Source organism: Streptomyces sp. NPDC059861 (assembly GCF_042731435.1).
Classification (GTDB): Bacteria; Actinomycetota; Actinomycetes; order Streptomycetales; family Streptomycetaceae; genus Streptomyces.
In genome coordinates, this window is record NZ_JBHWJQ010000048.1 from 12,911 (window position 1) to 34,110 (window position 21,200).

Below are 21,200 nucleotides of genomic sequence, written 5' to 3' on the forward strand. Positions count from 1 at the left end.
CACTCCTGCCCGTGGAGCGGCGGTCACGGGGCCCTCCACTCCCGCCGCTCCACGGTCCCCCATCGGTTCCCCCACCCCTAGGGTGTATCCAGCGACCCCGGTCCGTTCACCCGGCCGGGCGGGCGCTCGGAGTGAACCAGGGGAGTGCAGGGGGGCGCGTTCGTCCGGCGTGCTTTTTCCCTGATCATCCCGCCCTTACCGTCGATGTCGGAGCACATGTGTACGGCGGTACGGCGGGGAGGTTCGACCATGGCGCCACCGGACCGGCGGATCGCACCGCAGGACGGCGCGTCCGGCCTCCGCGACGACGTTCTCGTCCGTATCCACGACCTCGCCGGGCGCCCGCGCGGCACCGGCTTCGTCGCCGACCACCAGGGCACCGTCCTCACCAGTCACGAGGCCGTCGACGGTCTGGGGCGGCTCGTCCTGCGCGCCGGAGCCCGCAGCTGTGTCGTCACCGCCGAGGCGGTCACCTCGCTGCCGGAGCGGAACCTGGCGCTCGTGCATGCCGAGGAGCTGGGTGTGCGCCCGCTGCCGATCACCGTGCGGGACCGCGTCGCGACCGGCACCTACGTGCGGATCGCCGCGGGCTGCTGGCGTGAGGCGCGGGTGCTGGGAGCGGTGACGGGGGTGACGTACACGGCCACGGACCGCTTCCAGCAGCTCGACGACGTACTGCAGCTGGCGATCGGCACGGCCGGGCGGGACGCCCTGCGGCTGGGCGGCGGGGCGGCCGGGGGGCCGGTCGTCGACGTCGCCACCGGGGCCGTGGTCGCCGTGCTCGGCACCGCGCTGCACACCGGCCACCGCGACAGCGGGTTCGCCGTGCCGCTGCGGCCGGCCGAGAGCGCTCCGCTGGCCCGGGTGCTCGCCCGCAACGCGGCGACGGTGCCCGCCTACGGGGCGGATCTCAATCTTGGCGGGGTGCTTGAACTGGCGGCGATGTCGATGGGGTGGCGCGGGGCGGTGGGGGTGCCGGGTGTGCCGGTCGGGTCGGGCGGCGTGGGCGAGGCGCCGGGCGTGTCAGTGGGGTGGGGCGGAGCGGCTGGGGGGCCGGGTCGAGGTGCCGTCCGGGGAGCCGTCGAGGCGGGCGGGTGGGGTGGTGGTGTTCGGGAGGCGAGCGTCGAGGCTGTCGAACGGGTCGCTGTCGTAAGGGAGTTCGCCGCGTTCGCCGAGGGTCCGGCCACCGTCCTCGGGCTCGTCGGGCCGCCCGGCAGCGGTCGTACGACGGAGCTCGCGGCGCTTGCCGCACGGCGCCGCGGGTGTGCGGAACCGGCGCCGACGGTGTGGCTGCGGGGCGCCGACCTGCGGGACGGGGACGAGTCGGTGGCGGAGGCGGTGCGGCGGGCGCTGAGCCGGGCGGCGCGGGGTGTGGTCGGGTCCGGGGGCGGTGCCGTTCTCGGGGCTGGGGGAGGGCCTCGTAGTGGGGCCATGCCCGGGGGCGGGCCTCTTGGTGGGGCCATGCCCGGAGACCGGGGTACGCCTTCTGGTGGTGCCGGGTCCGGGGGCTGGGTCGGAGGCACGGTGGCGGTGGTTGATGGCGAGGCCATGCTTGCTGGGGCTGGGGCTGGGGCTGGGGCTGGGGCTGGGGCTGGGGCTGGGGCTGGGGCTGGGGCCCGGGCCGGAGGCGATGTCGGGTTGGAGCGGCTCGCGGGCGTTGCGGGCGGGGCGTTGCCCGGTGCGGGCGGGGAAGCGCCTCTCGGGGACACCAGCCCCGAACGCCTCGCCGCGCTCGCCCGTGCCGCCGGCCGCCCCCTGCTTCTGCTGCTCGACGGTCCGGAGGAGATGCCGCCGGGCCTTGACCACCGGCTCAGCGCCTGGTCCGAGGGAACCGTGCGGTGGCTGCGGGAGACCGGGGCGCGGCTGGTCGTGGCGTGCCGGGCGGAGTACTGGGAACGGGCGGGGGCGGAAATCCCCGAGGAGTGCCTGCACCCGGGCGCGGGACCCGTCGGCCTGCCGCCCTGCGTCCCCCTGGACGACCTCGACGAGAACGAGGCCCGCCAAGCCCGCGCCCGCTACGGAGTCCCCGAGGGCGCCCTCGAGGCACCCGAAGCCCGCCATCCGCTCACCCTCCGCCTCCTCTCCGAGGTCCTCGCCGCGGTCCCGGACGCCCGGCAGGCAGCACCTCTGGACCGGCACGACGTCCTCGCCGCCCACCTGGACCTGATGTGCCTGCGCGTGGCCGTACGGCTCGCCGAAGACAACGGCCTGCGCGGGACGGCCGTACGGCGGCTGGCGGCGAAGGCGGCAGGGCGGGTGCACGAGGCGGCCAGGCGCAGCCTCGGACCCGGGCAGGGGAAGCTGGCCCGTGACGCCTTCGAGGAGGTCTTCCCGTGGGGCCGGGCCCCGGACCGGCTCGGCGGCGGCACCGGCTGGGCGTCCGCCGTCCTCGCCGAGGGCCTCCTCGTCCCCGCCGGCACGGGCTACCGCTTCGCCCACGAGGAACTCGCCGACTGGATCCAAGGCACACACCTCGACCTCGACGAGGCCCTGCGCGCGCTGGTCCACCACCAGGCCCCGGACCTCGAGCACCAGGACCCCGTCCCGCACCATCGCATCGGCCCCGTCGTCCAGGCCCTGCTCCTGCTCGCCCGGCAGCATGGCACGCATCGGCTCGCCGTCCGCCTGGAGGAACTGCTCTACGCCCTGGACGAGGCCCCGCACTCCTGGTGGGCTGCCCGGCTGCTCGGCGAGACGCTGTGCCGGGTGCCGGACGCCACGCCGTATCTGCGGGTGCTGCGGCTGCTCGCCGAGTCGATCGTCGACTGGCGGCGGCAGGGACGGGCGGTGCCGGCAGAGTTCGGGCCGCCCTTCTGGGCGGAACCGGCGCTGGGCGGTGCCGACCGTCTGGACCTGCTGCGCCGCCTGCTCCTCGCCGACACCGGCCCGGCCGGCGGGGGCCGGTACCTCGACGCGGTCGCGCAGCTGCTCGCCGCCGACCCCGCCGCCGTGCAGCAGCATCTCATCCGCTGGTTCGACGACGAGCGGGCGCTCCCCGCGGCGCCGCACGCGACCGTGTCGACGGCCGCGCAGGCGCTGCTGCACACGCATCGGCACCGGGCGCTGGACGACCTCACGGAGGTGCTGGCCGACAGTGCGCACCGGCGGGGCGACGAGCTGCTCGGCGTACTCGCCGAGGAGGAGCCCGCCGCCATGTGCCGGGCAGCCGACCGGTGGGCGCACGACGAGCGGCCGGCGCGCCGTGCCGCTGCGGTGACCTACGGGCTGCGCGCCGCGCCCCACATCCGGGACGAGGCCGACCGCGAGCTGCTGCGTCACGCCGCCCTGGCCCTGCTCGCCCGCCCGGGCGGCGGCGCACTGCACGGCGGGGCGCTCGCCCTCCTCGCACGCGATCCGCACACCCGGGCCCGGTACCTGCCCCGGGCCGCCGAGCACTTCGCCGCCGGTGATCCACAGGTGCCCGCGAGTGCGCTGGCGACCGCGCTGGCGACCCATCCCGAGCCGGTACTGGACGCCTTCCGGACCCGGCTGCGGCGGGCGGACGCGGTGGAGGTGCTGTGCGGGCTCACCGAGGCGCTGTTCGCGGGCGGTGGCGGGCTGTTGGCGGCCGGCGGCGCGGGGGGCCCGGTGCCGGCGCGGCGGGTCGCCGAGGTCGTCCGGGAGGCGGTGGCGCTGCGGGTGGGGTGGGCGGGGCCGGTGGCCGCGTATGTCGACGGGCGGCTCGACGCCGGCTGTGGTGGCGTCGAGGGGTCTTCTGAGGGTCCGGGGGCCGGCTGCACGTGCGGCGGCCGGTGTCGTGACGCCAGGACCGTGCTGTTCTCGCTGGTCACCGGACTGCTCGACGGCGGGCCCGAGGAGTTGAGGGTGGCGCTCGCCGGCGTTCTCGCAGCGCCCGGCGCCCCCGCCTCCCGCGCCCTGCGCCGCGAACTGTGCGACTTCCTCCTCATCCATGAGCACGCCGCGGCCGTTCTGGAATCCCTGCTGCGGACGGCCGCGCGGCACGGCGGTGACCGACTGCGCGCCCTGGTCCATCGCACGGGCATGCTCCTCGTCCGCACCCCGGCGGGAGCCACTCGTTTCGACCGCACGCTGCTCGATCTGGGTCGCGAGATCCCGGGATTCGCGGCCCGCGTGGCGCACTGGCTGAACGACGCTCCGCAGGACTGGGCAGCGGTTGTCGGCCCCAGCACCCGCCGCATGATCGAGAGTCTGGCCGGCGTACGGATTCCCGCATGACCGTGCGAGCACACGTGCGTCCGGTCACAGCCCCCATGCCGGTGCGGGCCGAACCTCCTGGGCATGGCACCCTTAGACCTGCGTAAGAGGCATAGACGGACACGGGTTCGAGGAGCGGTCACAGTGCAGCGCTGGCGTGGCTTGGAGGACATCCCCGAGGACTGGGGACGCAGCGTCGTCACCATCGGCTCCTACGACGGTGTCCACCGCGGGCACCAGCTGATCATCCGGCACGCCGTGGAACGCGCCCGTGAGCTGGGCGTTCCCGCCGTCGTCGTCACCTTCGACCCGCACCCCAGCGAGGTCGTCCGCCCCGGCAGCCACCCGCCGCTGCTCGCCCCGCACCACCGCCGTGCCGAGCTGATGGCCGAGCTGGGCGTGGACGCGCTGCTGATCCTCCCCTTCACGGCCGAGTTCTCGAAGCTCTCGCCCGCCGACTTCGTGGGCAAGGTCCTGGTCGACAAGCTGCACGCCAAGGCGGTCGTCGAGGGCCCGAACTTCCGCTTCGGCCACCGCGCCGCCGGAAACGTCGAGTTCCTCGCCGAGCAGGGCAAGGTCTACGACTTCGAGGTCGAGGTCGTCGACCTGTTCGTGTCGGGCGAGGCGGGCGGCGGCGAGCCGTTCTCCTCGACGCTGACGCGGCGGCTGGTGGGCGCGGGGGACGTGGCCGGTGCCGCGGAGATCCTGGGCCGCCCGCACCGGGTCGAGGGCGTCGTCGTACGAGGCGCTCAGCGCGGCCGTGAGCTGGGCTTCCCCACGGCCAACGTCGAGACGCTGCCGCACACCGCGATCCCGGCCGACGGGGTGTACGCGGGGTGGCTCACGGTGGCGGGCGAGGCCATGCCGGCCGCGATCTCCGTGGGCACCAACCCGCAGTTCGACGGGACCGAGCGCACGGTGGAGGCGTACGCCATCGACCGCGTGGGGCTGGATCTCTACGGGCTGCATGTCGCCGTGGACTTCCTGGCGTTCGTGCGCGGGCAGGCGAAGTTCGAGACGCTGGAGGCTCTGCTGGAGCAGATGGCGGAGGACGTGAAGCGGTGCCGCGAGCTGATCGCGGCGTCGCAGGGGTCTTCGTCGTAGGTGGACGTGTGACGTGTACTCGTACGACGTCACTGTTACGACTTGAAGGGCGGCCGGTGCCTGTGGGCACCGGCCGCCCTTCGTGTTCGTGGCGGTTCGCTACTGCTGGGGCGGGGGCCCCTCGGGCTGACCGGGCTGCGGGTAGCCGTAGCCGGGGTGCTGCTGGTGGGGGTGCTGAGGGTGGTGCTGAGGCGGCTGCTGAGGGTGCGGCGCCTGGGGGGCGGCGTGGCCTGGCTGCGGCGGATGGCCGGGGTGGCCCGGCTGCGGCGCGTAGGGCTGGCCGGGGGCGTACTGGCCGGGCATGGGCTGGCCCGGCATCGGCTGTCCCGGAACTGGTTGGCCGGGCATGGGCTGAGCCGGGTAGGAGTGGCCAGGCATCGGCGGGGCGGCGACCGGGGGCGGGTTGCCGTCGCTGGTCCACAGGCCGTGCATCTGCTGGTGGCGCACGAAGTCCTCGGCGACCATGGCCGCGAGGTTGAAGTACGCCTCCCGCACCTTGGGCCGCATCATGTCGAGGTCGACCTCGGCGCCGGCGGAGAGGTGCTCGTCGAACGGAACGACGATGACGCCCCGGCACCGCGTCTCGAAGTGGGAGACGATGTCCTCGACCTTGATCATCTTGCCGGTCTCGCGCACACCCGAGATGACCGTGATGGAGCGTGAGACCAGGTCGGCGTAACCGTGCGCGGACAGCCAGTCCAGCGTCGTACTGGCGCTGCTCGCGCCGTCCACGGACGGCGTCGAGATGATGATGAGCTGGTCGGCGAGGTCGAGCACACCGCGCATGGCGCTGTAGAGGAGACCTGTGCCCGAGTCGGTGAGGATGACCGGGTACTGCTTGCCGAGCACGTCGATCGCGCGCCGGTAGTCCTCGTCGTTGAAGGTCGTCGAGACGGCCGGGTCGACGTCGTTGGCGATGATCTCCAAGCCGGAAGGGGCCTGGGAGGTGAACCGCCGGATGTCCATGTACGAGTTGAGGTACGGGATCGCCTGGACGAGGTCACGGATGGTGGCCCCGGTCTCGCGACGGACACGGCGGCCGAGCGTACCGGCGTCCGGGTTCGCGTCGATCGCGAGGATCTTGTCCTGGCGCTCGATGGCGAGGGTCGAGCCGAGGGCGGTGGTCGTCGTGGTCTTGCCGACGCCGCCCTTGAGGCTGATCACGGCGATGCGGTAGCAGGACAGCACCGGCGTCCGGATCAGCTGCAGCTTCTGCTGACGCTCGGCCTCCTCCTTCTTCGCGCCCAGCTTGAACCGGGAGACGGCGGCGGTCGGACGCCCGCTCTTCGCCTTCTGCCGCTTGTTGTTGAGCAGCCGGTCGGAGGAGAGCTCGACAGCCGCGGTGTAACCGAGCGGCGCCGCACCGGGGTTGGTGGGCTGACGCTGGTCGTGCTGGAGGGGCTGCGGCCAGGCGGTGCCGAGGCGGGGGTCCGCGGGTGGGGCGGGGGGCTGGTTGGGGTTGGGGTGGGGCTGGTGCGGTGCTTGGGGCTGCGGGGCCTGACCCTGGCTCTGGCCCGGCGGCTGGTGCGAGGGCTGGGGGTATCCCTGCGGGGCGTGCGGGGCCTGCGGGTCCTGCGGAGGCTGTGGGGGGTGCTGCTGCTGGTGCTGGGGGTGTTGTTGGTACTGCGCGTGCTGGGGGAACTGGGGCGCCTGCGGGAACTGAGGGCTTTGCGCGTGCTGCGGAGTCCGGGGGTCGTGCTGGGCGTTCGGGGCGGCGGGCTGCGGAGCGACGCCTGGGTGGGCGGCCTGCGGCTGCGCAGGGGGCTGGGGGAACCCGTAGCCGCCCTGGGCGTTCGGGACACCGGGGTGGGGGAAGCCGTAACCATCCTGGGCGTTGGGGGCGCCCGGGTGCGGGAAGCCGTAACCCTGCTGGGCGTTGGGAGCACTCGGGTTGGGGAGGCCGTAGCCCTGCTGGGCGTTGGGAGCACTCGGGTTGGGGAAGCCGTAGCCCTGTTGGGCGTTGGGCTCGGCGTTGGCCTGGTGCGGGATGTTGGGGGTGTGGGGAGCCGGGGTCTGGATCGGCGGGGTCCACGCGGGCAGCGCCGACTGGGGCTGGGGCTGCGGTGGGACTGACGGCTGCTGCGGAGGCAGGGGCGGCGGGCCCTGGGCAGCGGTGGGTTCCGGCTGCGGGTTCGCCGCGCTCGGGTCCGGCTGCTGTGCCTGCGGCTGCTGCGGCTGGGCCTGGGGCTGCGCCGGCCACTGGGCGGCGGGGGCAGGGGCCGCGGGCTGGTACGACGGCGGCAACGGTGGCACGCCGTTGTGCGGGGTGGGCGGGGGAGTCCAGGCCGAGGGCACGTCGGCGGCGCTGTCCTCGGGAGCGTCGTCGGTGGTGTCCGCCTCGGCGGGGCCGGGAGGCTCGCTCGACTCGGCGTCGGTGGGAGTGACGTCGGGCTCGTCGGTACTCGCCTCAGCGTCGGCATCGGCATCGGCGTCGACGTCGGGAGTGTCGTGGTCGTCGGCGCCCTCGGTGACGCCGGTCTCGTCCGACCCACCCGAAGCGTCACCTTCGGACGGCTCACCAGCCTCAGCCTCGGCCTCAGCCGTGGCCTTGTTGTCAGTTTCGGCCGCATCGGCCGCTTGGGCCGCGGCAGCGAGGTCGGCGATCTCCCGCTGCAGAGAGGCGGCGGAGAACCGCATGGTGGCGCCGCTCTCCAGGTCCCCGTTCCCGGGCTCGGCCTCTTCGGAAGCCTGCGGAACAGGGGGAACCTGGGGAACGGGAGGAGCCGGAGCGGCCTCAGGGACAGGCGCGACCGGCGCCTGAGGCTCGAACCCGCTCCCCTCAGGCAACTTGGGCACACCCCCGTGCTCACCGGCCGGCGGCGCAACCGGCGGCGGGAACGGAATTCCCGGTTCAGGAGCAGACGGAGGAGGTGTGAACGGCACGCCAGGCATAGGCACGGGCGCGGGCGGCGTGAAGGGCGCGGCGGCCGGAGCGGGATGGGCCGGCGGATGAGGCCCGGGCCCGAACGCCGGAGGCGGCGGTGACGAAGGAGTGGAAGGCGGGACCGGCCCGGGAGCGGGAGCCGAGGGAACCGGCGCGGCCGTACCGCCCCCGGACACCCCAGAAGCCGCGGACGGCGACGAAGCGGACCCCGAGTCCTCGGAGTTCCCCGAATCCCTGGAATCCCCGGACGCGTTCTGCGTGTACCAGGCAGGCGGCGCGTAGTCGATGGTGAACTCGCCCGTCATCTCGATGGAGGCCTCCGCGTCGGGCTGGTCATCGCCGGGCGTTGCCCAGCCCCCGCGGATCCCGTCCCGATCGCTGCTCACAATTCCTCCTGGTGTGGTCGAGCACCCTCGTAGCGTGCTGGGGCGACCATTGCTGTCGTTCGATTCACTGGGCTGTCCCCCCGGGTAACCCCCGGAACGCGCATCCCCCTGTGCCGGGTACTCGCTACGTGCCCCGCCCCAGCCTAATCAAGAAAGGGGCGGACACGGCAGGCGCGTCTGTCCCCGAGGCACGCCCGGCGCAAAGCCAGGTGGTCGCTGTCGAATCAACAGTCACGTCGGGCACGAATCCGTCGTTTGTCCCTGCCCTCTCAGTCCATCCGGCGGGCCACACCCAGCAGACCGATCTCGGCGTCCGTGGGCTGTGTGACCACGTACTGGCGATCGCCGTCAGTGCACCACAGGGTGAGACCGTCGCCGAGGGTGGGCAGCGGCTCGTACTCGGCGCGGGGCAGGCCGATCACCCGACCGACCTCGGCCGCCTCGTCGGGCGACACGCGTTGCACTCCGATCAGGCGTGCCTGGCGCATCAACCGGGGCGCCACCGGGCTGAGATAGGGCAGCAGCGTGAGCACCGACTGCCAGGGCGCCGACACCACGCGTCCGCGCGGCGGCCGCATGCCGCAGTCCCGGATCACCAGGACCGGGCTGCCCGCCGATGCGCCGAGCGGAGGAACCCGGCCCACGTCGTGCAGGGTCATCCCGGACTGGCCGCCGCCCACGGCGTGCACCACCTGTGCCCAGTGCTGGGCACGGCCGGTCTCGACGGCGACCCGCGCGCCCGTCGCTGCGGCGCGAAGCGCGAGCACTTGGGCCGTCCACAGACCACCGATCAGCAGCACGTCGTACGGCGTCGGACGGTTCACCCCGAGGACGGCGGGCTGGCCCTCGGTGGTGACGCCGACGACCACGCCGTCGTCTCCGATGGGAAGCGACAGCGCGTCGAACTGATCGACCGGCAGACTGTGCCGCGGGTGCCGGGGACCGAGCAGTCCGAAGCCGATGCGCAGCCGCTCCGCGAGGCCGCCGCGCTCGGAGCGCGTGAGGGGCGACGCGGCCGATGTCGAAGTCGGTGTCGTCATCGCGGCCATCAGCGGGCACCTCCGAGTGGCAAGGTGGCGAGGGTTCCGGGGAGTTGTTCGTGGTCGAGACGGGCGAGTCCGGTCCCCGTCCGCCGGGCCACTCGTTCCAACTCCTGGCGCGAGGCAGCCAGTTGGGTGCTGCTGCGGCCGGTGATCCGGACATGCCCGGTGAGGGAGACGTCCTGCTGGCTGCCCCCGCTCAGCGTCAGGCTCAGCGTCGTCGCCAGTGCGGGCACCGAGGTCAACTGCGCCACCAGTTGCGGGAGACCGGTACCGGATCCGCCGAGCGAGGGCCAGCGGCGCACCCAGTACGTGGTGTGCCTGCGGTTGTCGCAACGCCAGCTGCGGCTGGTCTCCTCGGTGCGCCGCCGGGGCGCCTCGCTCTGGCCGGCCTGCGCGGTCACCATCGGGTTGGCGCAGGCAGAGGTGGCGATAGCGGCGGTTACTTCATCCTCGGTGAGTACGTTCACCTGGAACCCGGCACCCGTCAGCCGGCTCGCCAGGTGTTCCGCCGACCGCACCAGGCACTTCTGCGCCCCGACGAGGTCGCCGCCGCGGGCCGCCACAGCCTCCGGGCACAGTTCGGGGTCCAGCTTCAGCGCGATCCACATGACACGGACGGCGGGAGAAGCGATCTGCGCCTGAAGCTGTGTGTAGTTGGTCACGACGACCGACTGCTGGGGCAGGTGCGGCGCGGGCGCGGGTTGGGTGTGCAGCACGATCTGTGCGGACTCCAGGCGGATACCGTCGACATCCAGTGCGTCGCGCACCAGGGCGAGGGGTAGCGGTCGGCGGCTGCGCTCGGCGCGCAGCACCCCGAAGTCCGCCTCCACCTGGAGTACCGCGGTGAGGAAGCCGCCATCTCCGATCATGCCGACGGGCCGTTGGTCGCGGTTGTTGCTGCGGCTGTAGCTGTAGGTGCGCAGGCTCGGGTCGCACTCGAAGGCGGGGGCCAGCCCGGAGTCGATGCCCGGCGGCACCGGACTGTTGGCAGCCCTACGGTTGCGGGAGCGCAGGGCCTGGACGCCGGCCAGCCACTCGGGCAACGAGCGCCCTCGGCGCCGTACCAGCGCGAACACGACAAATATCGCGGCGACGATGGCGGCCAGCACCAGCGCAGAGGTCCCGATCACCCAGCCACACGCGACAAGCGACGCCGCCAGTTCGATCAGTACCAGCCGCTGCACGGCGAACGAGCCTGCGCGCCCCGAACGTGACCTCAAGTGTGGCGTGACAGCGCCTGTTGCGGTACCGGTGCCGCGGGAACCGCCCGGATCAGCGCTGTCTGACCCTGACCTCGATTGCGATCGTGACCGGGTCCGCGGCGCGGAAGCCATCACTCCGAAACCCCCGAATCTCTACCCAAATCCCATGTCCACACGCTCCTGTGAGTGCTGGGCGGCCTACCCATGACACACGCACGGTCACGCAACAGGCATAGTAGGGGCCGCTTCTGACTACCGAGGCACCAAAGGCAACCAAGGCGGGCGACGGATCAACCACCGTCCCCAGGGCTCCGCAACGGGGAGAGAGCGGACACAGATGGCATCACGCCGCGATGAACTCAACGCCTACACCTTCGCGAAGCGCCGAACGCTGGCGTCATTCCTTCGGCCCTCGCCGTCGGGCTCGGAGGAGGGCGCGCCGAAACCGTTGAGCGCGGTCTGGCCCGGTGTCGTCGTCGGCGTGGTGATCCTCGCGGTGTTCGGCGCCATAGGCCTCTTCAGCCCCACTGCGCCGAAGGGGTGGGACAACCCGGGCGAACACGTCATCGTCGCCAGTGACTCGACGACCCGCTACGTCGTCCTGAAGACGGAGGGCAAGGAGCAACTGCACCCGGTCCTCAACATGGCCTCCGCGAAGCTGCTGCTGGACCCCAGCAAGAACAGCATCGTCACCGTCGACGAGAAGGTCCTCGACAGCGGCAAGTACCCGCACGGCGCCACCATCGGCATTCCGTACGCCCCCGACCGGCTGCCCTCCGCCGACGAGGCGGAGACCACCAAGAGGTGGGCGGTCTGCGAGCGCCCCGGCGACGGCGGCCGGGCCATTCAGAAGGCGGCGTTCGTCCTCGCCGAGAAAGAGTGGTCGAAGACCGACGGCAGTGACAAGCTGTCCGGCGGCGACCTGATGTACGTCGTCGGCCCGGACGGCAAGACGCAGTACGTCGTCGACTCCAAGGGCTACGCCTACCCGCTCGCCGACCCCACCGACAAGGAACTCCTCAAGGCCCTCGACACCCAGGGCCGTGCCCCGCAGCGCGTCTCTCAGGACTGGCTCGACACCCTGCACAAGGGCGACTCGCTGGAGGTTCCGTCGATCAACGGCACGCCCGGCGACGACGCCGGCGCGTCCGACCTCCTCGGTCAGCACGACAAGGTCGGAATGGTCATCAAAGCGTACGAAGGCTCGCGCATGCAGTACTACGTCGTCCTCCCCGGCGAGGTCGCCCGGATCACCGAGTTCACCGCCACGCTGCTGCTCAACAGTCGTGCCCTCGTCGCCGTCGGCCAGACCGGAGAGGCGCAGCAGGTCAGCCCTGGCGCGGTGGCCGACAGCACAACTTTCCTCGGCGACAGGAAGTGGCCGACGTACCGGCCGAAGACGGTCAACAACGGCTCCAGCGCCACCACAGGCCACAACACCGTCTGCAATGTCCTGCGCTCGGTGGACGCCAAGACCGGCGCGACAACCCTGTCCACCTGGGCGGGCACCGACTACCCCGCGCAGCTTCCCACCGGCTCCACCAGCGCGTACGTCACCCCCGGCTCCGGACAGCTCTACCGCCAGTTCCAAGGCCAGGAGACCAAAGCCGGCAGCGTTTTCCTGGTCACCGACACCGGACTGCGCTACGCCCTGCAGTCCAACAGCGACAGCGCCACCGACGACAAGGGCATCGGCACCTCCGCCCAACAGCGCAAGCAGGAGCTGAACGAGGCGAAGATCGCCCAGACTCGGCTCGGCTACGAGAAGGTCGACCCGACGCCCGTCCCCAAGGCATGGTCGACGTTCCTGCCCACGGGTCCTCGCCTGTCGGAGGCTGCGGCGCGGCAGCCGCAGGGTTCGTAGCGGATGCTTTGATGGAACTCATGCTGAAAGCACGCGAGATGAGGCCGAAGGGCCGCGCGGTGGTGGCGACACTGCTCGCGACGACCGCCCTCACAGCGACTACGCAACTCGCCCTCCCGGCCCCCGAGGCATGGGCGGACGGCAGCGGCCAGTGCACTTTCGCGTCCAAGCAGTACGAGGGTCGGCCCTGGGCGCTGCAACGCGTCAACCTGGACGAACTGTGGGCGCAGTCGAAGGGCGAGGGTGTTGAGGTTGCCGTGATCGACACGGGCGTGGACGTCAAGAATCCGCAGCTCACCACAGCCGTCGACGCGTCCAAGGGCAAGAACCTTCTCCCCCCGAGGAACAGCAAGGGCGAGGAGATCGAACGCGGCAACGCCAGCGGTACGACCGACACCGTCGGCCACGGCACCCGCGTGGCCGGCATCATCGCCGCGCGCCCCGCCAAGGGAACCGGCTTCGTAGGCCTGGCCCCCGAGGCCATGATCATCCCGATCAAGCAGAACGACGCGGAGGGCAACGGAACGGCGGACAGCCTGGCGAGGTCCATCCACCACGCGGTTGACGTCGGCGCGGAGGTCATCAACATCTCCCAGGACACGGCCAAGGCGGTCAAGCCCGACGAGAGCCTGGAGGAGGCGGTGAAGTATGCCCTCTCCCGGAAGGTCATCGTCGTCGCGTCGGCCGGCAACGACGGCCTCGGCGGCAACGTCAAGATCACTTACCCGGCGGGGTACGAAGGTGTCCTCGCCGTTGCCTCCTCGGACCGCAACAACGAACGGGCCCCCTTCTCCCAGTCCGGCGACTTCGTGGGCGTCGCCGCCCCCGGCGTCGACATGGTCTCCACGGTCCCCGGCAACGGCCACTGCTCCGACAACGGCACCAGCTTCTCCGCCCCCTATGTCGCAGGCGTGGCCGCGCTGCTCAAGGCCAAGTACCCCAAGTGGACGGCACAGCAGATCGTCGCCCAGATCGAGCAGACCGCGGAACGCTCGATCCCCGGCCACGACCTTCGGGTCGGCTGGGGCGTGATCGACCCGGTCAAGGCCCTGACGGACGTGGACCCGGCCAACCCGATCGAGTCTCCCCGGCCCGAGAAGAACCTCACAGGCGGGATGGCCCCCTCGATCGCCCCCGTCCACTTCGGCGAAACATCGGAGGAACGCAACATTCGCCTGGGCACGTTCGTGGTCATCGGAGGGCTGGTCTTGGTGGCGGGCCTCGGGGGGACGGCGGTGGCGATACGGGATGCGCGGTGTCGGCGGGGCAGGACGGCCGGGCGATAGGGACTATTTGATGGTGAGGTGTGGCTGACCGTGACAGCTTTCGGTTTTATACTCGCAGCTCTGCTTGTGATCGTGGCGTGCATCAAGTCGGATCGGGTGCGCGCTTGGCGGGAGAGCCTGAATCCTTCGGCACCGGAGGTTCCGGACTCAGCCTTCGTCGCCGCGCGCATCCTGCTTCTCGTTCTTGCCGCGGCAGTCGTCTACGCGAACGTCCAAGTCATGGTCCTTTCGGAGTGACGTGAGTGGGCGCAGCGGCGGTTCCGAATGAGCGACGAACGAGGTGATCGGTCATATGACATCGTTTAGCGTAGACGACGGAGTCTCATCACGCTGTGTTTGCTCGGCGCGTTTCGCGAAGAGGACGGCACACTCCTTGAGTTTCTTCTCCTATTCGACTTCGGCCCCGGCTCCGCCTGTAGTCAGCATAATCACGCTTCCGACTCCCACTTGAATGATCAGAGACTTCGCTTCCTCTTGGAGGGAGGTACTCAAACCGGTCACGGCATCGTTTGGGTTTCCTATGTCTCCTAGATGCAGCTAGTGAGGCCTTACACTCCGGCTACTCCATGCCTTCCATACCGCGTCGTAGCTCGACTGAGCAACAGCGGAGTCCCTGTATGTCAGCAGTGTGAAGTCGACCTTGGGTTTGCCGTCGCCGCGAAAAGCCGAGATACCGGTGATCTGGACCTTTGAGCACCCCCCAATTCCTTCGCCTTCTTCTGGGGGTAGGCGACAGGCTCGATTGACCTTCCATCCAGGGACGGCCCTGGCGTCAAGCAGGGGTGAGTCGGCATTCTGGGCGTCAAGGACGTCGGACTTGTGCGTAGTGCTGCCAACACAGCCGGTTCAGGAGCAGGAGGGAAGCGCACGGTGCAGCCACAAGTCGGGACAGGTGCCAGAAACTACCGATGTTCGCGGGTTCTCCCGTCAGCGGCATGTGTCCGAGCGCTCCACAGCTTTCGTGTAGGCGGTGATCAGCTCTTTGGTGGCATCGGCGTTGTCCACCCCGTCCGCATGGACCTCCAGGACCGTGAAGAGGGTGTGCTCGGGGTGATCCGCGCTGGTGCAGGAGGACGCGTTCATAACTGCTCCGGTGCCCGACTGGATGAAGTCGTCGTCCGTCAGCTTCGCCGATTCCAGCTGAGGGACCGATCGGGCGACATCCGCAATGCTGTCGCCCTCTTCCCACCACTCCTGGCTGACGATGAGCGCTGCTTTGCCGTCGACGTTCACCTGGCAGTTGCTCCTGCTGGGAACCGGGTTCTTCTCCTGGACCTTAATCGTCCTGCCGGTCGGCAGGAGGTCGGAGACCACATCGGGGTCGGCCGAAATGCCGCACAGCGCGTGCGGGACGTCGTACTCCTTGGCCTCGTCGGAGCCCGAACAGCCGACTAGCGTGCCGGACGCCGCCGCAACCAGTAGCGACACTTCTGCGATTCGTCGAGCGAACAAGAGGAAAAGCCTCACCTTCGATTGGTGGCGACAGGACGGCCAGTGAGGGAGAGATGCGCCGTCACTGGCCAGTCGAGGATCAGATTTCCGTGAGGAGCTCCGGCGCGACACGTTCCATATAGCCACCGGCGTTCAGGTAGCCCTTGGAGGACTCGTCCTCGGCCCACGTGGCGACGTCACCTGCGTGGGGATGGTTGTGTGCCCGCGCGGCTTCCGAAGCCGCCCGCCGTGTGTACTTCATGTTGCTGTCCTGACCGTTCTCCCAGTTCTCGCCCATCTTGGGACCGGCGTCGCCCTTGGCGCTGCCCTCGGCGTCCTTGAACAACTGCTCCAACACGACACTTGTCACGGTTCCGGCCGCGCCGCCGACTCCCGCTCCCACCACCGGTGAGGCGATGAAGGAGGTACCGACGCCGACACCGATGCCGACGGTTCCCGACACGACGTTCTTCCACTGCGCCGTAGCGTGGGCATAGTCCTGGTCCGTGGAGACAGCTCCGGACGCGACCGCCTCGTTGCGTCCCATGGCGAGGACGCCGGACACCTCGCCCGAGTGGCGGGCGATGGCGCGGACCGTGAGCTCCTCGTCATGATCGGGACGGTGGCTGTCGGGCAGGTCCGGATTGAGGTGATAGTCCATGAGATCAGACATGTACGCCTTCTGGCCGACCTCCACGGCTGTGTAGCCCTCGGGGTTCTGCCCGACCGCGAACAGGAAGCGCGAGACATCGCGGTGGTTCAGCTCGGCGGAAGAACCAGCGACGGGGTAGAGGTTTTGCACACGGTCCCAAGCCTGCTGCGCGGCTACGTCTCCCTGGTCCGGGTGCGGGTCCACGTCCGTCGAGGCTCGGTTGATGTCGGGCAGGTACTCGGAAGCGATCTGGCCGATGCTGTCCGACATGTAGCTGTCCTTCGTGAGACGCTCGTTGTTCTCCGAGATGGAGTTCACGAGGCTTTCGAAGAGTCTCGTCTGGCCCGCGTTGTGCGCCGGCGTGTCTGCGTTGGGCCGCTCGCCCGCCGGGTGACCTGTCGTGGCCGCCTCCAGCGCCAGGGCGAGATTGTTCTTGCCCGTATGGAGATCGTCGCCTTGGAGATTCGTCTCGGTCGGCCACTGCCGCTCTTCGAAAAGATACTGGAAGTTGGACAGCGTGACATCACCCTTCTTGCCGTCGCCGTCCCTGTCCCGCTCGAAGGGGTTGTCCGGGTCGCTCCTGGAGATGAACTCCTCGTTGAAGAAGTCCGTTGCGGCGTCGGGGCTGTTGGACAGCCCCTTCAGATAGCCGGTGAGCGGGTCGGAACCGCTGTCCTCGCCGATGCGGTTCAGTCGCGGGTCGATGCTCCCGTGCTGCCACGCCAAATTGGCGTGCTCGCCGTTGCCGGTGAGCTTGCGTTCGGTGGCCATGAGCTTGTTGCCGTAGTCCTTCAGGAATTGGTCGTCGTAGTCCCCGGTGCGCATCAGGTTGCTCATCACCTGGAAGGCCATGGGTCCGCCGCCGTTGTTGCCGTAGAGCGGCTTGTCGCCGATGTCCACCATCGTGCGCTTCCACTCGGTCATCGCGACCGAGTCGCTCTGCGTGGCGTTGGCGAGCGTTGTCCCTAGGCTGCGCTGCAGGTCGTCGAACTGGTCGAGGCGCTTCTGCCCCAGCTCGTAGTTGCCCCGGTGCGGGTCGTTGACCCCGGTCCAGAATTCCAGCGTCTTCTGGGGGCCCACTGTCGTGGCGAACCGTTCGGCGAACAGGTCGTCGTTGCCGAACGTGTTGAGGCCCTTGAGGAGTCGGTCGAACTCCTCGGGCGTGAGGTCCTTGGAGTCCTTCCGTGCCAGTTTCGCCATGGCGTCGGCCTGCTTGATGGCCTCGGCGGCGCCGTCCCGGTCCTTGTACGAGGCGTCCGAGAAGCCGAGCTTGCTCTGGTCGGCGAGGGCCTGCAGAACCGTCTTCACCGAGTTGTCGCTCTCGGTCGCCTTGTCCAGGATCCTCTGGAGTTGGTCGCGGAGCGTGGTGATCTCGGCCTGGTTGTCCTTGTCCTGCTGCGCCCGGCCCTCCGGCGGCACATTCGTGGTGACGGTGAATCCACCCTCGTAGCCGATGACTGTCAAATTGTTCTTCCGGCCGCCCTCGATGGCGTCCACGAGCTCCTGGTGATACTTCTTCAGTTCGCTCCGTGTGTCGTCCAGAATCCTGTGGATGGTCGTGGCCTGGGTGTGCGCATCGCTGAACTCGCCGGCTGTCTTGCCGATGAACTCCTTCGTCACCCGAGAGTTCACACCGGCCCAGTCCGCCTTGTTCGCGGCTTGGTGCAGTTCGTCCTCAGCGTCCTTCTTCAATGTCACGAGGTGCGTGACCAAGGTCGACCAGTCCTTGACGGCATCGTCGAGCAGCTTGAAGTTGGCGTTGCGCAGAGTGTCGAGGTCCATCGGTCTCTATCCCCCCAGAGGTGTCGAGCAGCGGCTGAGTGAATCAGTGAGGTCGTATCGGTCCGGAAGAGGTGACGAGAATCGTTGCCGTCCGTCCCGTCCGCCGCTACTCTCCCTTCTTTTCCTTCTTCTCCCCGTAGATCGGGTTCCTCTCGCCAGGCTGCCCCACGCGCTCGTCGAAGCCGGCGTCCAGGGTGTCGATGCTGCTCATCTGGCGGACGATGTAGTTGTCGTCGCCGGCATGGATCTTCCTGGTGAGCTGTAGATGGTTTGTGATCTGCGCGCATGCGTCCATCAGGGACTTGAGCTGCTCTTCCCACCGGTTCGCCACATGCTGGAGCCCGGCCCCGAGCGCGAAGCCCTGCTTCGACAGGTCACTGGCCGCGGAGTCGCTGGTGGGGACGGCGACGCGGGCCTTGTCCCACAGCTCGTTGTAGAGGGTGTGCGCAGACTTGCTGATCTTGGTCAACGAAGCGTTCGCGACCTTCAGGTCGCCGAACTTGGTCGGGCCTCCGGCCGTCCCCGGCGACCCGTCACCGGGGTCGAGTTGGTTCAACTGCATCTGTGTGGACTGCCGCTCGGCAGCCTGAGACTTGAGCTGCTCCCACTCGTCCCATGCCATGGGTGGTCCCCTTCCCCCGTGCTGCTCGGCTGCCGGAACTCGTGTCAGGTGGATGCCCTGGTTCCGATGCTGTAGTTGTGGCCAACTTAGCAACCTGATCGGTGATGGCACGGCGGTAGGACTGTTGTGCGCGGTTCGTCCGACGCGCAGGTGTGAAGGCGAGGCGTTACGGGGCTGGCCGTTCGTCGCAGCTGCGCGCAGGCGCCCTGGCGATCTGGCCCGTTTCGATGTGGTGACAAGGCGTGCGTAGGGGTTCTGCGAAGATCGCGAAAATGGTGGAGCGACAGGCGGATCGTGCCTCAGCGAAGTGGCAAATAGGTCAAACGGTCGCCCAGGTACCGGTGTTGTGGCTGAGTCATGACGCGTGCCGGTTGGACCAGTTGTACCGGTTGACTAAGGTGGTAAACGCGTTGTCTGGCGCGGCTCGCTTTGCAATCGTACTGCGAGCGAGTGATCGGTCCTGATCTCATCGAGGCCGATGGATGTCACGGGGAAACGGGGAGGAGCGTCTTGCTTCCAGCGGACATGGTGGGGGGCGTGTCGGCGGCCAGAGCGGCGGACCTTGAGGCCAGCGGTGAGGCGCTCGGTGATTTCGTGTCGCGAGTGGACGCGGTGCTCCGGACGCTTGAGGAGTCGGCCGGCAACCCCTCGAGGGTGGGCGCTCAAACGATTCGCGCAACCTCCCTGAGCAATGGGCGGGCCGACGTCTTTCCTGAAGCGCACAGTCTGTACACCCAGTACAACAACGTCCACGAGCACCTCACCACCTTGTCCAAGACGCTGCACCTGCAGATCGAGGCGATCGGTATCGCGGTCAAGGGCGCGTCCATCGGCTTCGACAAGCTTGAAGAGGAGCAGCGTCGACGGTTCTGGGCGATCCAGTGGGAGATCGATCAGATCCAGGGCGAGAAGAGCGGCCAGTACTCCGGCAAGGGCAAGTCCGGGATGGGGGGCTGACATGACCGACGACCAGCGCAAGGCAGACCTGGAGCGCGCCTCCAACCAGAACTCCTTCGCCGACGTCGCCCCGAACGTCGAGCACACGCCCGGCAAGTGGTTTTTCGGCTCGTCGGTGCCCGATCCGCTGCGAGCGGTGGTCGGGTCCACCGCACCGGGCAAGGCAGTATTCGGCAGCACCGACTTCGCAGCGAAGGATCTCGACCTCAACCAGATGATCGATCTGGTCGAGCAGACGAACCCCGAGGACTTGGAGTCGTCCGGAAACGCGCTGTTGGCAGCGCGTACCGCCATCGCGTCGGCGGCGAAGGAGCTTGACGGCCGTATTACTCATGTCCGCTGGGTCGGTGAGGCCGGTAAGGCCTTCCGTGAGTGGGGCGCCTCGCTCGTCACGAGCACGACTGACCTGGGTGAATTCGCCGGGAAGGCGGGCGACCAGCTCCTCGCTGCCTCGATGGGCCTGGCATCGGTGCGCAAAGCCATGCCGGGCCGTGACCCCAAGAACCTCAAGCGCCCCGAGCGCTTCACCGACGCCGAGAAGGCTGCGAAGCAGGAAGATTACGACGCTGCCCTCAAGGTGGAGAAGGACCGCCAAGAGGCGATCAACCAGATGAACCGGTTGGCGTCGTACTACGCGGTGTCGAGTCAGCAGCTCTCGGTGTTGCAGGAGAACCCTCCGACGTTCCGGCCGATGCCGAATGTTGGGGTGCCTCCGGCTCCTGAGCGTGAGTTTGACGGGCCCGGTGGGTCTGCCGCGGCGAGTGGTGGGGCCGGGTCAGCCACACGCTTTGACGCGTCGGCTGAAACAACGGGGCGCACGGGACTGCACGGGTCAGGCGATAGATCGGTCCCGTCGAGTGTTGGCAAGGGAACCGTTGTCTACCCCGACGGCTCTGTAGGCACGAGCATCGACAGTGTCGGAACTCTGCCACCGACGCCCACCACAGCGACTACCGGTCCCATGCCGCCGGTCACGGGGGCCCCACCCACGGCGGGCGGCCAGTCCGGGACGTTCGACAACTTCGGGCCTTCGATCCCCGGACAGTCGCGTGGCAGGACCATGGGTGGAGGAACGAGTGGGTTTCGCCCGCCTGCCTCCGCCCAGGGGCGCACTCAGCCTGGCTTGACCAATCCCGTCACCGGTCGCGCTACAGGTCCTGGTGCCACGAACCAGTTGGGGCGTCCCACGGCGACCGGCCAGCCGGTTGCCAGGGGAGGCGGCCCCGGAGCGAGGCCCCTCCCGACGGGGCACTCGGGGGTGTCCGGCGGCACTCCTCGTGCCGGCGGTACGGTCGGCCCGCGGGCCAATGTCGGTCCGGCCACTGGCGCCGGCCGTGCGAACGGCGTGGTCGGAGGTCGTCCCACGGCGAACGGCGGCACTGCCACAGCGAAAAGTGGGCCGCAGATTCCTCGCGGCACGGTGGTCGGCGCTGGTCCGACGGCCACTCCTCGGCCATCGACTGGTGGTCCCGCGCAGCGTGGCGTCTTCGGTGCGCCTCAGGCCGGTGCAAGGCCCGGTGTCGGCGCAGGTGGCGTTTCTCGTGGTGCAGGCACGGGAGGGTCCAAGCCTGTGACCGGTAGTCCGGCGGGCCGTAACTCCGCTGTACAGGCTGAGCGCAATGGCATGACGCGCGGAGGCGAGGGCCTGGCCCGTCGGCCGGATCGCAAGGCAAAGCCCGGTCACGAGGCGGACGCGCGGGGACCACAGTGCCCTCCCGATGCGGCCGAAGGCGAAGCAACACACCTGCCCAACAAACCCCGGCGCGACGTGCCGCCGGTTGTCAACTGAGCGCTAGCGAGGACTAACAACG

At 69.6% G+C, this 21,200-nt stretch carries 13 protein-coding genes; 7 read left to right on the forward strand and 6 right to left on the reverse strand.

The features are described from left to right. Positions 1 to 249: 249 nt before the first annotated feature. Both ACFV6X_RS31385 and ACFV6X_RS31390 read left to right on the forward strand, forming a co-directional pair. Complete coding sequence (locus ACFV6X_RS31385) at positions 250 to 4,197, forward strand: serine protease (protein WP_385389351.1); 3,948 nt, start codon at positions 250 to 252, stop codon at positions 4,195 to 4,197. Between the two features lie 123 nt (positions 4,198 to 4,320). Continuing rightward, positions 4,321 to 5,280 (forward strand): bifunctional riboflavin kinase/FAD synthetase, encoded by a 960-nt coding sequence (locus tag ACFV6X_RS31390; protein ID WP_385389353.1) that lies wholly within the window; start codon positions 4,321 to 4,323, stop codon positions 5,278 to 5,280. Positions 5,281 to 5,379: 99 nt separating this feature from the next. Here ACFV6X_RS31390 and ACFV6X_RS31395 read toward each other — a convergent pair whose 3' ends face one another. The 3 genes from ACFV6X_RS31395 to eccE form a co-directional block, all read right to left on the reverse strand. After that, the gene (locus ACFV6X_RS31395; protein ID WP_385389356.1) at positions 5,380 to 8,550 is read right to left on the reverse strand and encodes an SCO5717 family growth-regulating ATPase; all 3,171 of its coding nucleotides are present in this window, start codon (positions 8,548 to 8,550) and stop codon (positions 5,380 to 5,382) included. A 269-nt stretch (positions 8,551 to 8,819) separates the two neighbouring features. Beyond that, positions 8,820 to 9,590 carry a hypothetical protein gene (locus tag ACFV6X_RS31400; protein WP_385389358.1) on the reverse strand — a complete coding sequence of 257 codons (771 nt, stop codon included), beginning with the start codon at positions 9,588 to 9,590 and terminating at the stop codon, positions 8,820 to 8,822. 8 nt (positions 9,591 to 9,598) lie between these two features. Beyond that, positions 9,599 to 10,927 (reverse strand): type VII secretion protein EccE, encoded by a 1,329-nt coding sequence (gene eccE, locus ACFV6X_RS31405; RefSeq protein WP_385389360.1) that lies wholly within the window; start codon positions 10,925 to 10,927, stop codon positions 9,599 to 9,601. 205 nt (positions 10,928 to 11,132) lie between these two features. On the opposite strand from eccE, the gene eccB reads away from it, so the two are divergent. Genes eccB through ACFV6X_RS31420 form a run of 3 tightly spaced genes read left to right on the forward strand, consistent with a single transcriptional unit; the run spans position 11,133 to position 14,182 of the window. Then, positions 11,133 to 12,659: a type VII secretion protein EccB gene (eccB, locus tag ACFV6X_RS31410; RefSeq protein ID WP_385389362.1), complete on the forward strand. Its 1,527-nt coding sequence runs from the start codon at positions 11,133 to 11,135 to the stop codon at positions 12,657 to 12,659. Between the two features lie 20 nt (positions 12,660 to 12,679). Next, the gene (mycP, locus tag ACFV6X_RS31415; protein WP_385389365.1) at positions 12,680 to 13,945 is read left to right on the forward strand and encodes a type VII secretion-associated serine protease mycosin; all 1,266 of its coding nucleotides are present in this window, start codon (positions 12,680 to 12,682) and stop codon (positions 13,943 to 13,945) included. Between the two features lie 30 nt (positions 13,946 to 13,975). Next, positions 13,976 to 14,182 carry a hypothetical protein gene (locus ACFV6X_RS31420; protein WP_385389367.1) on the forward strand — a complete coding sequence of 69 codons (207 nt, stop codon included), beginning with the start codon at positions 13,976 to 13,978 and terminating at the stop codon, positions 14,180 to 14,182. 690 nt (positions 14,183 to 14,872) lie between these two features. Here the strand turns inward: ACFV6X_RS31420 and ACFV6X_RS31425 are convergent. The 3 genes from ACFV6X_RS31425 to ACFV6X_RS31435 form a co-directional block, all read right to left on the reverse strand. Continuing rightward, positions 14,873 to 15,412, reverse strand: a complete 540-nt coding sequence (locus tag ACFV6X_RS31425) for a hypothetical protein (RefSeq protein ID WP_385389369.1) — start codon at positions 15,410 to 15,412, stop codon at positions 14,873 to 14,875. Between the two features lie 64 nt (positions 15,413 to 15,476). Next, the gene (locus ACFV6X_RS31430; RefSeq protein ID WP_385389372.1) at positions 15,477 to 17,810 is read right to left on the reverse strand and encodes a hypothetical protein; all 2,334 of its coding nucleotides are present in this window, start codon (positions 17,808 to 17,810) and stop codon (positions 15,477 to 15,479) included. A gap of 106 nt (positions 17,811 to 17,916) precedes the next feature. After that, the gene (locus ACFV6X_RS31435; protein WP_385389375.1) at positions 17,917 to 18,432 is read right to left on the reverse strand and encodes a hypothetical protein; all 516 of its coding nucleotides are present in this window, start codon (positions 18,430 to 18,432) and stop codon (positions 17,917 to 17,919) included. A gap of 537 nt (positions 18,433 to 18,969) precedes the next feature. On the opposite strand from ACFV6X_RS31435, the gene ACFV6X_RS31440 reads away from it, so the two are divergent. Next, the gene (locus ACFV6X_RS31440; RefSeq protein WP_385389378.1) at positions 18,970 to 19,389 is read left to right on the forward strand and encodes a hypothetical protein; all 420 of its coding nucleotides are present in this window, start codon (positions 18,970 to 18,972) and stop codon (positions 19,387 to 19,389) included. A 1-nt stretch (position 19,390) separates the two neighbouring features. After that, a complete protein-coding gene (locus tag ACFV6X_RS31445) occupies positions 19,391 to 21,178 on the forward strand; it encodes a hypothetical protein (protein WP_385389380.1) in 1,788 nt (595 codons plus the stop codon). Positions 21,179 to 21,200: the final 22 nt, after the last annotated feature.

What these genes read in the sequence shown, in the direction of transcription:
- ACFV6X_RS31385 (WP_385389351.1), top strand. Translation starts at nt 250, where the DNA reads ATGGCGCCACCGGACCGGCGGATCGCACCGCAGGACGGCGCGTCCGGC.
- ACFV6X_RS31400 (WP_385389358.1), bottom strand. Translation starts at nt 9,590, where the DNA reads ATGACGACACCGACTTCGACATCGGCCGCGTCGCCCCTCACGCGCTCC.
- eccE (WP_385389360.1), bottom strand. Translation starts at nt 10,927, where the DNA reads ATGGCTTCCGCGCCGCGGACCCGGTCACGATCGCAATCGAGGTCAGGG.
- eccB (WP_385389362.1), top strand. Translation starts at nt 11,133, where the DNA reads ATGGCATCACGCCGCGATGAACTCAACGCCTACACCTTCGCGAAGCGC.
- mycP (WP_385389365.1), top strand. Translation starts at nt 12,680, where the DNA reads ATGCTGAAAGCACGCGAGATGAGGCCGAAGGGCCGCGCGGTGGTGGCG.
- ACFV6X_RS31430 (WP_385389372.1), bottom strand. Translation starts at nt 17,810, where the DNA reads ATGGACCTCGACACTCTGCGCAACGCCAACTTCAAGCTGCTCGACGAT.
- ACFV6X_RS31435 (WP_385389375.1), bottom strand. Translation starts at nt 18,432, where the DNA reads ATGGCATGGGACGAGTGGGAGCAGCTCAAGTCTCAGGCTGCCGAGCGG.
- ACFV6X_RS31445 (WP_385389380.1), top strand. Translation starts at nt 19,391, where the DNA reads ATGACCGACGACCAGCGCAAGGCAGACCTGGAGCGCGCCTCCAACCAG.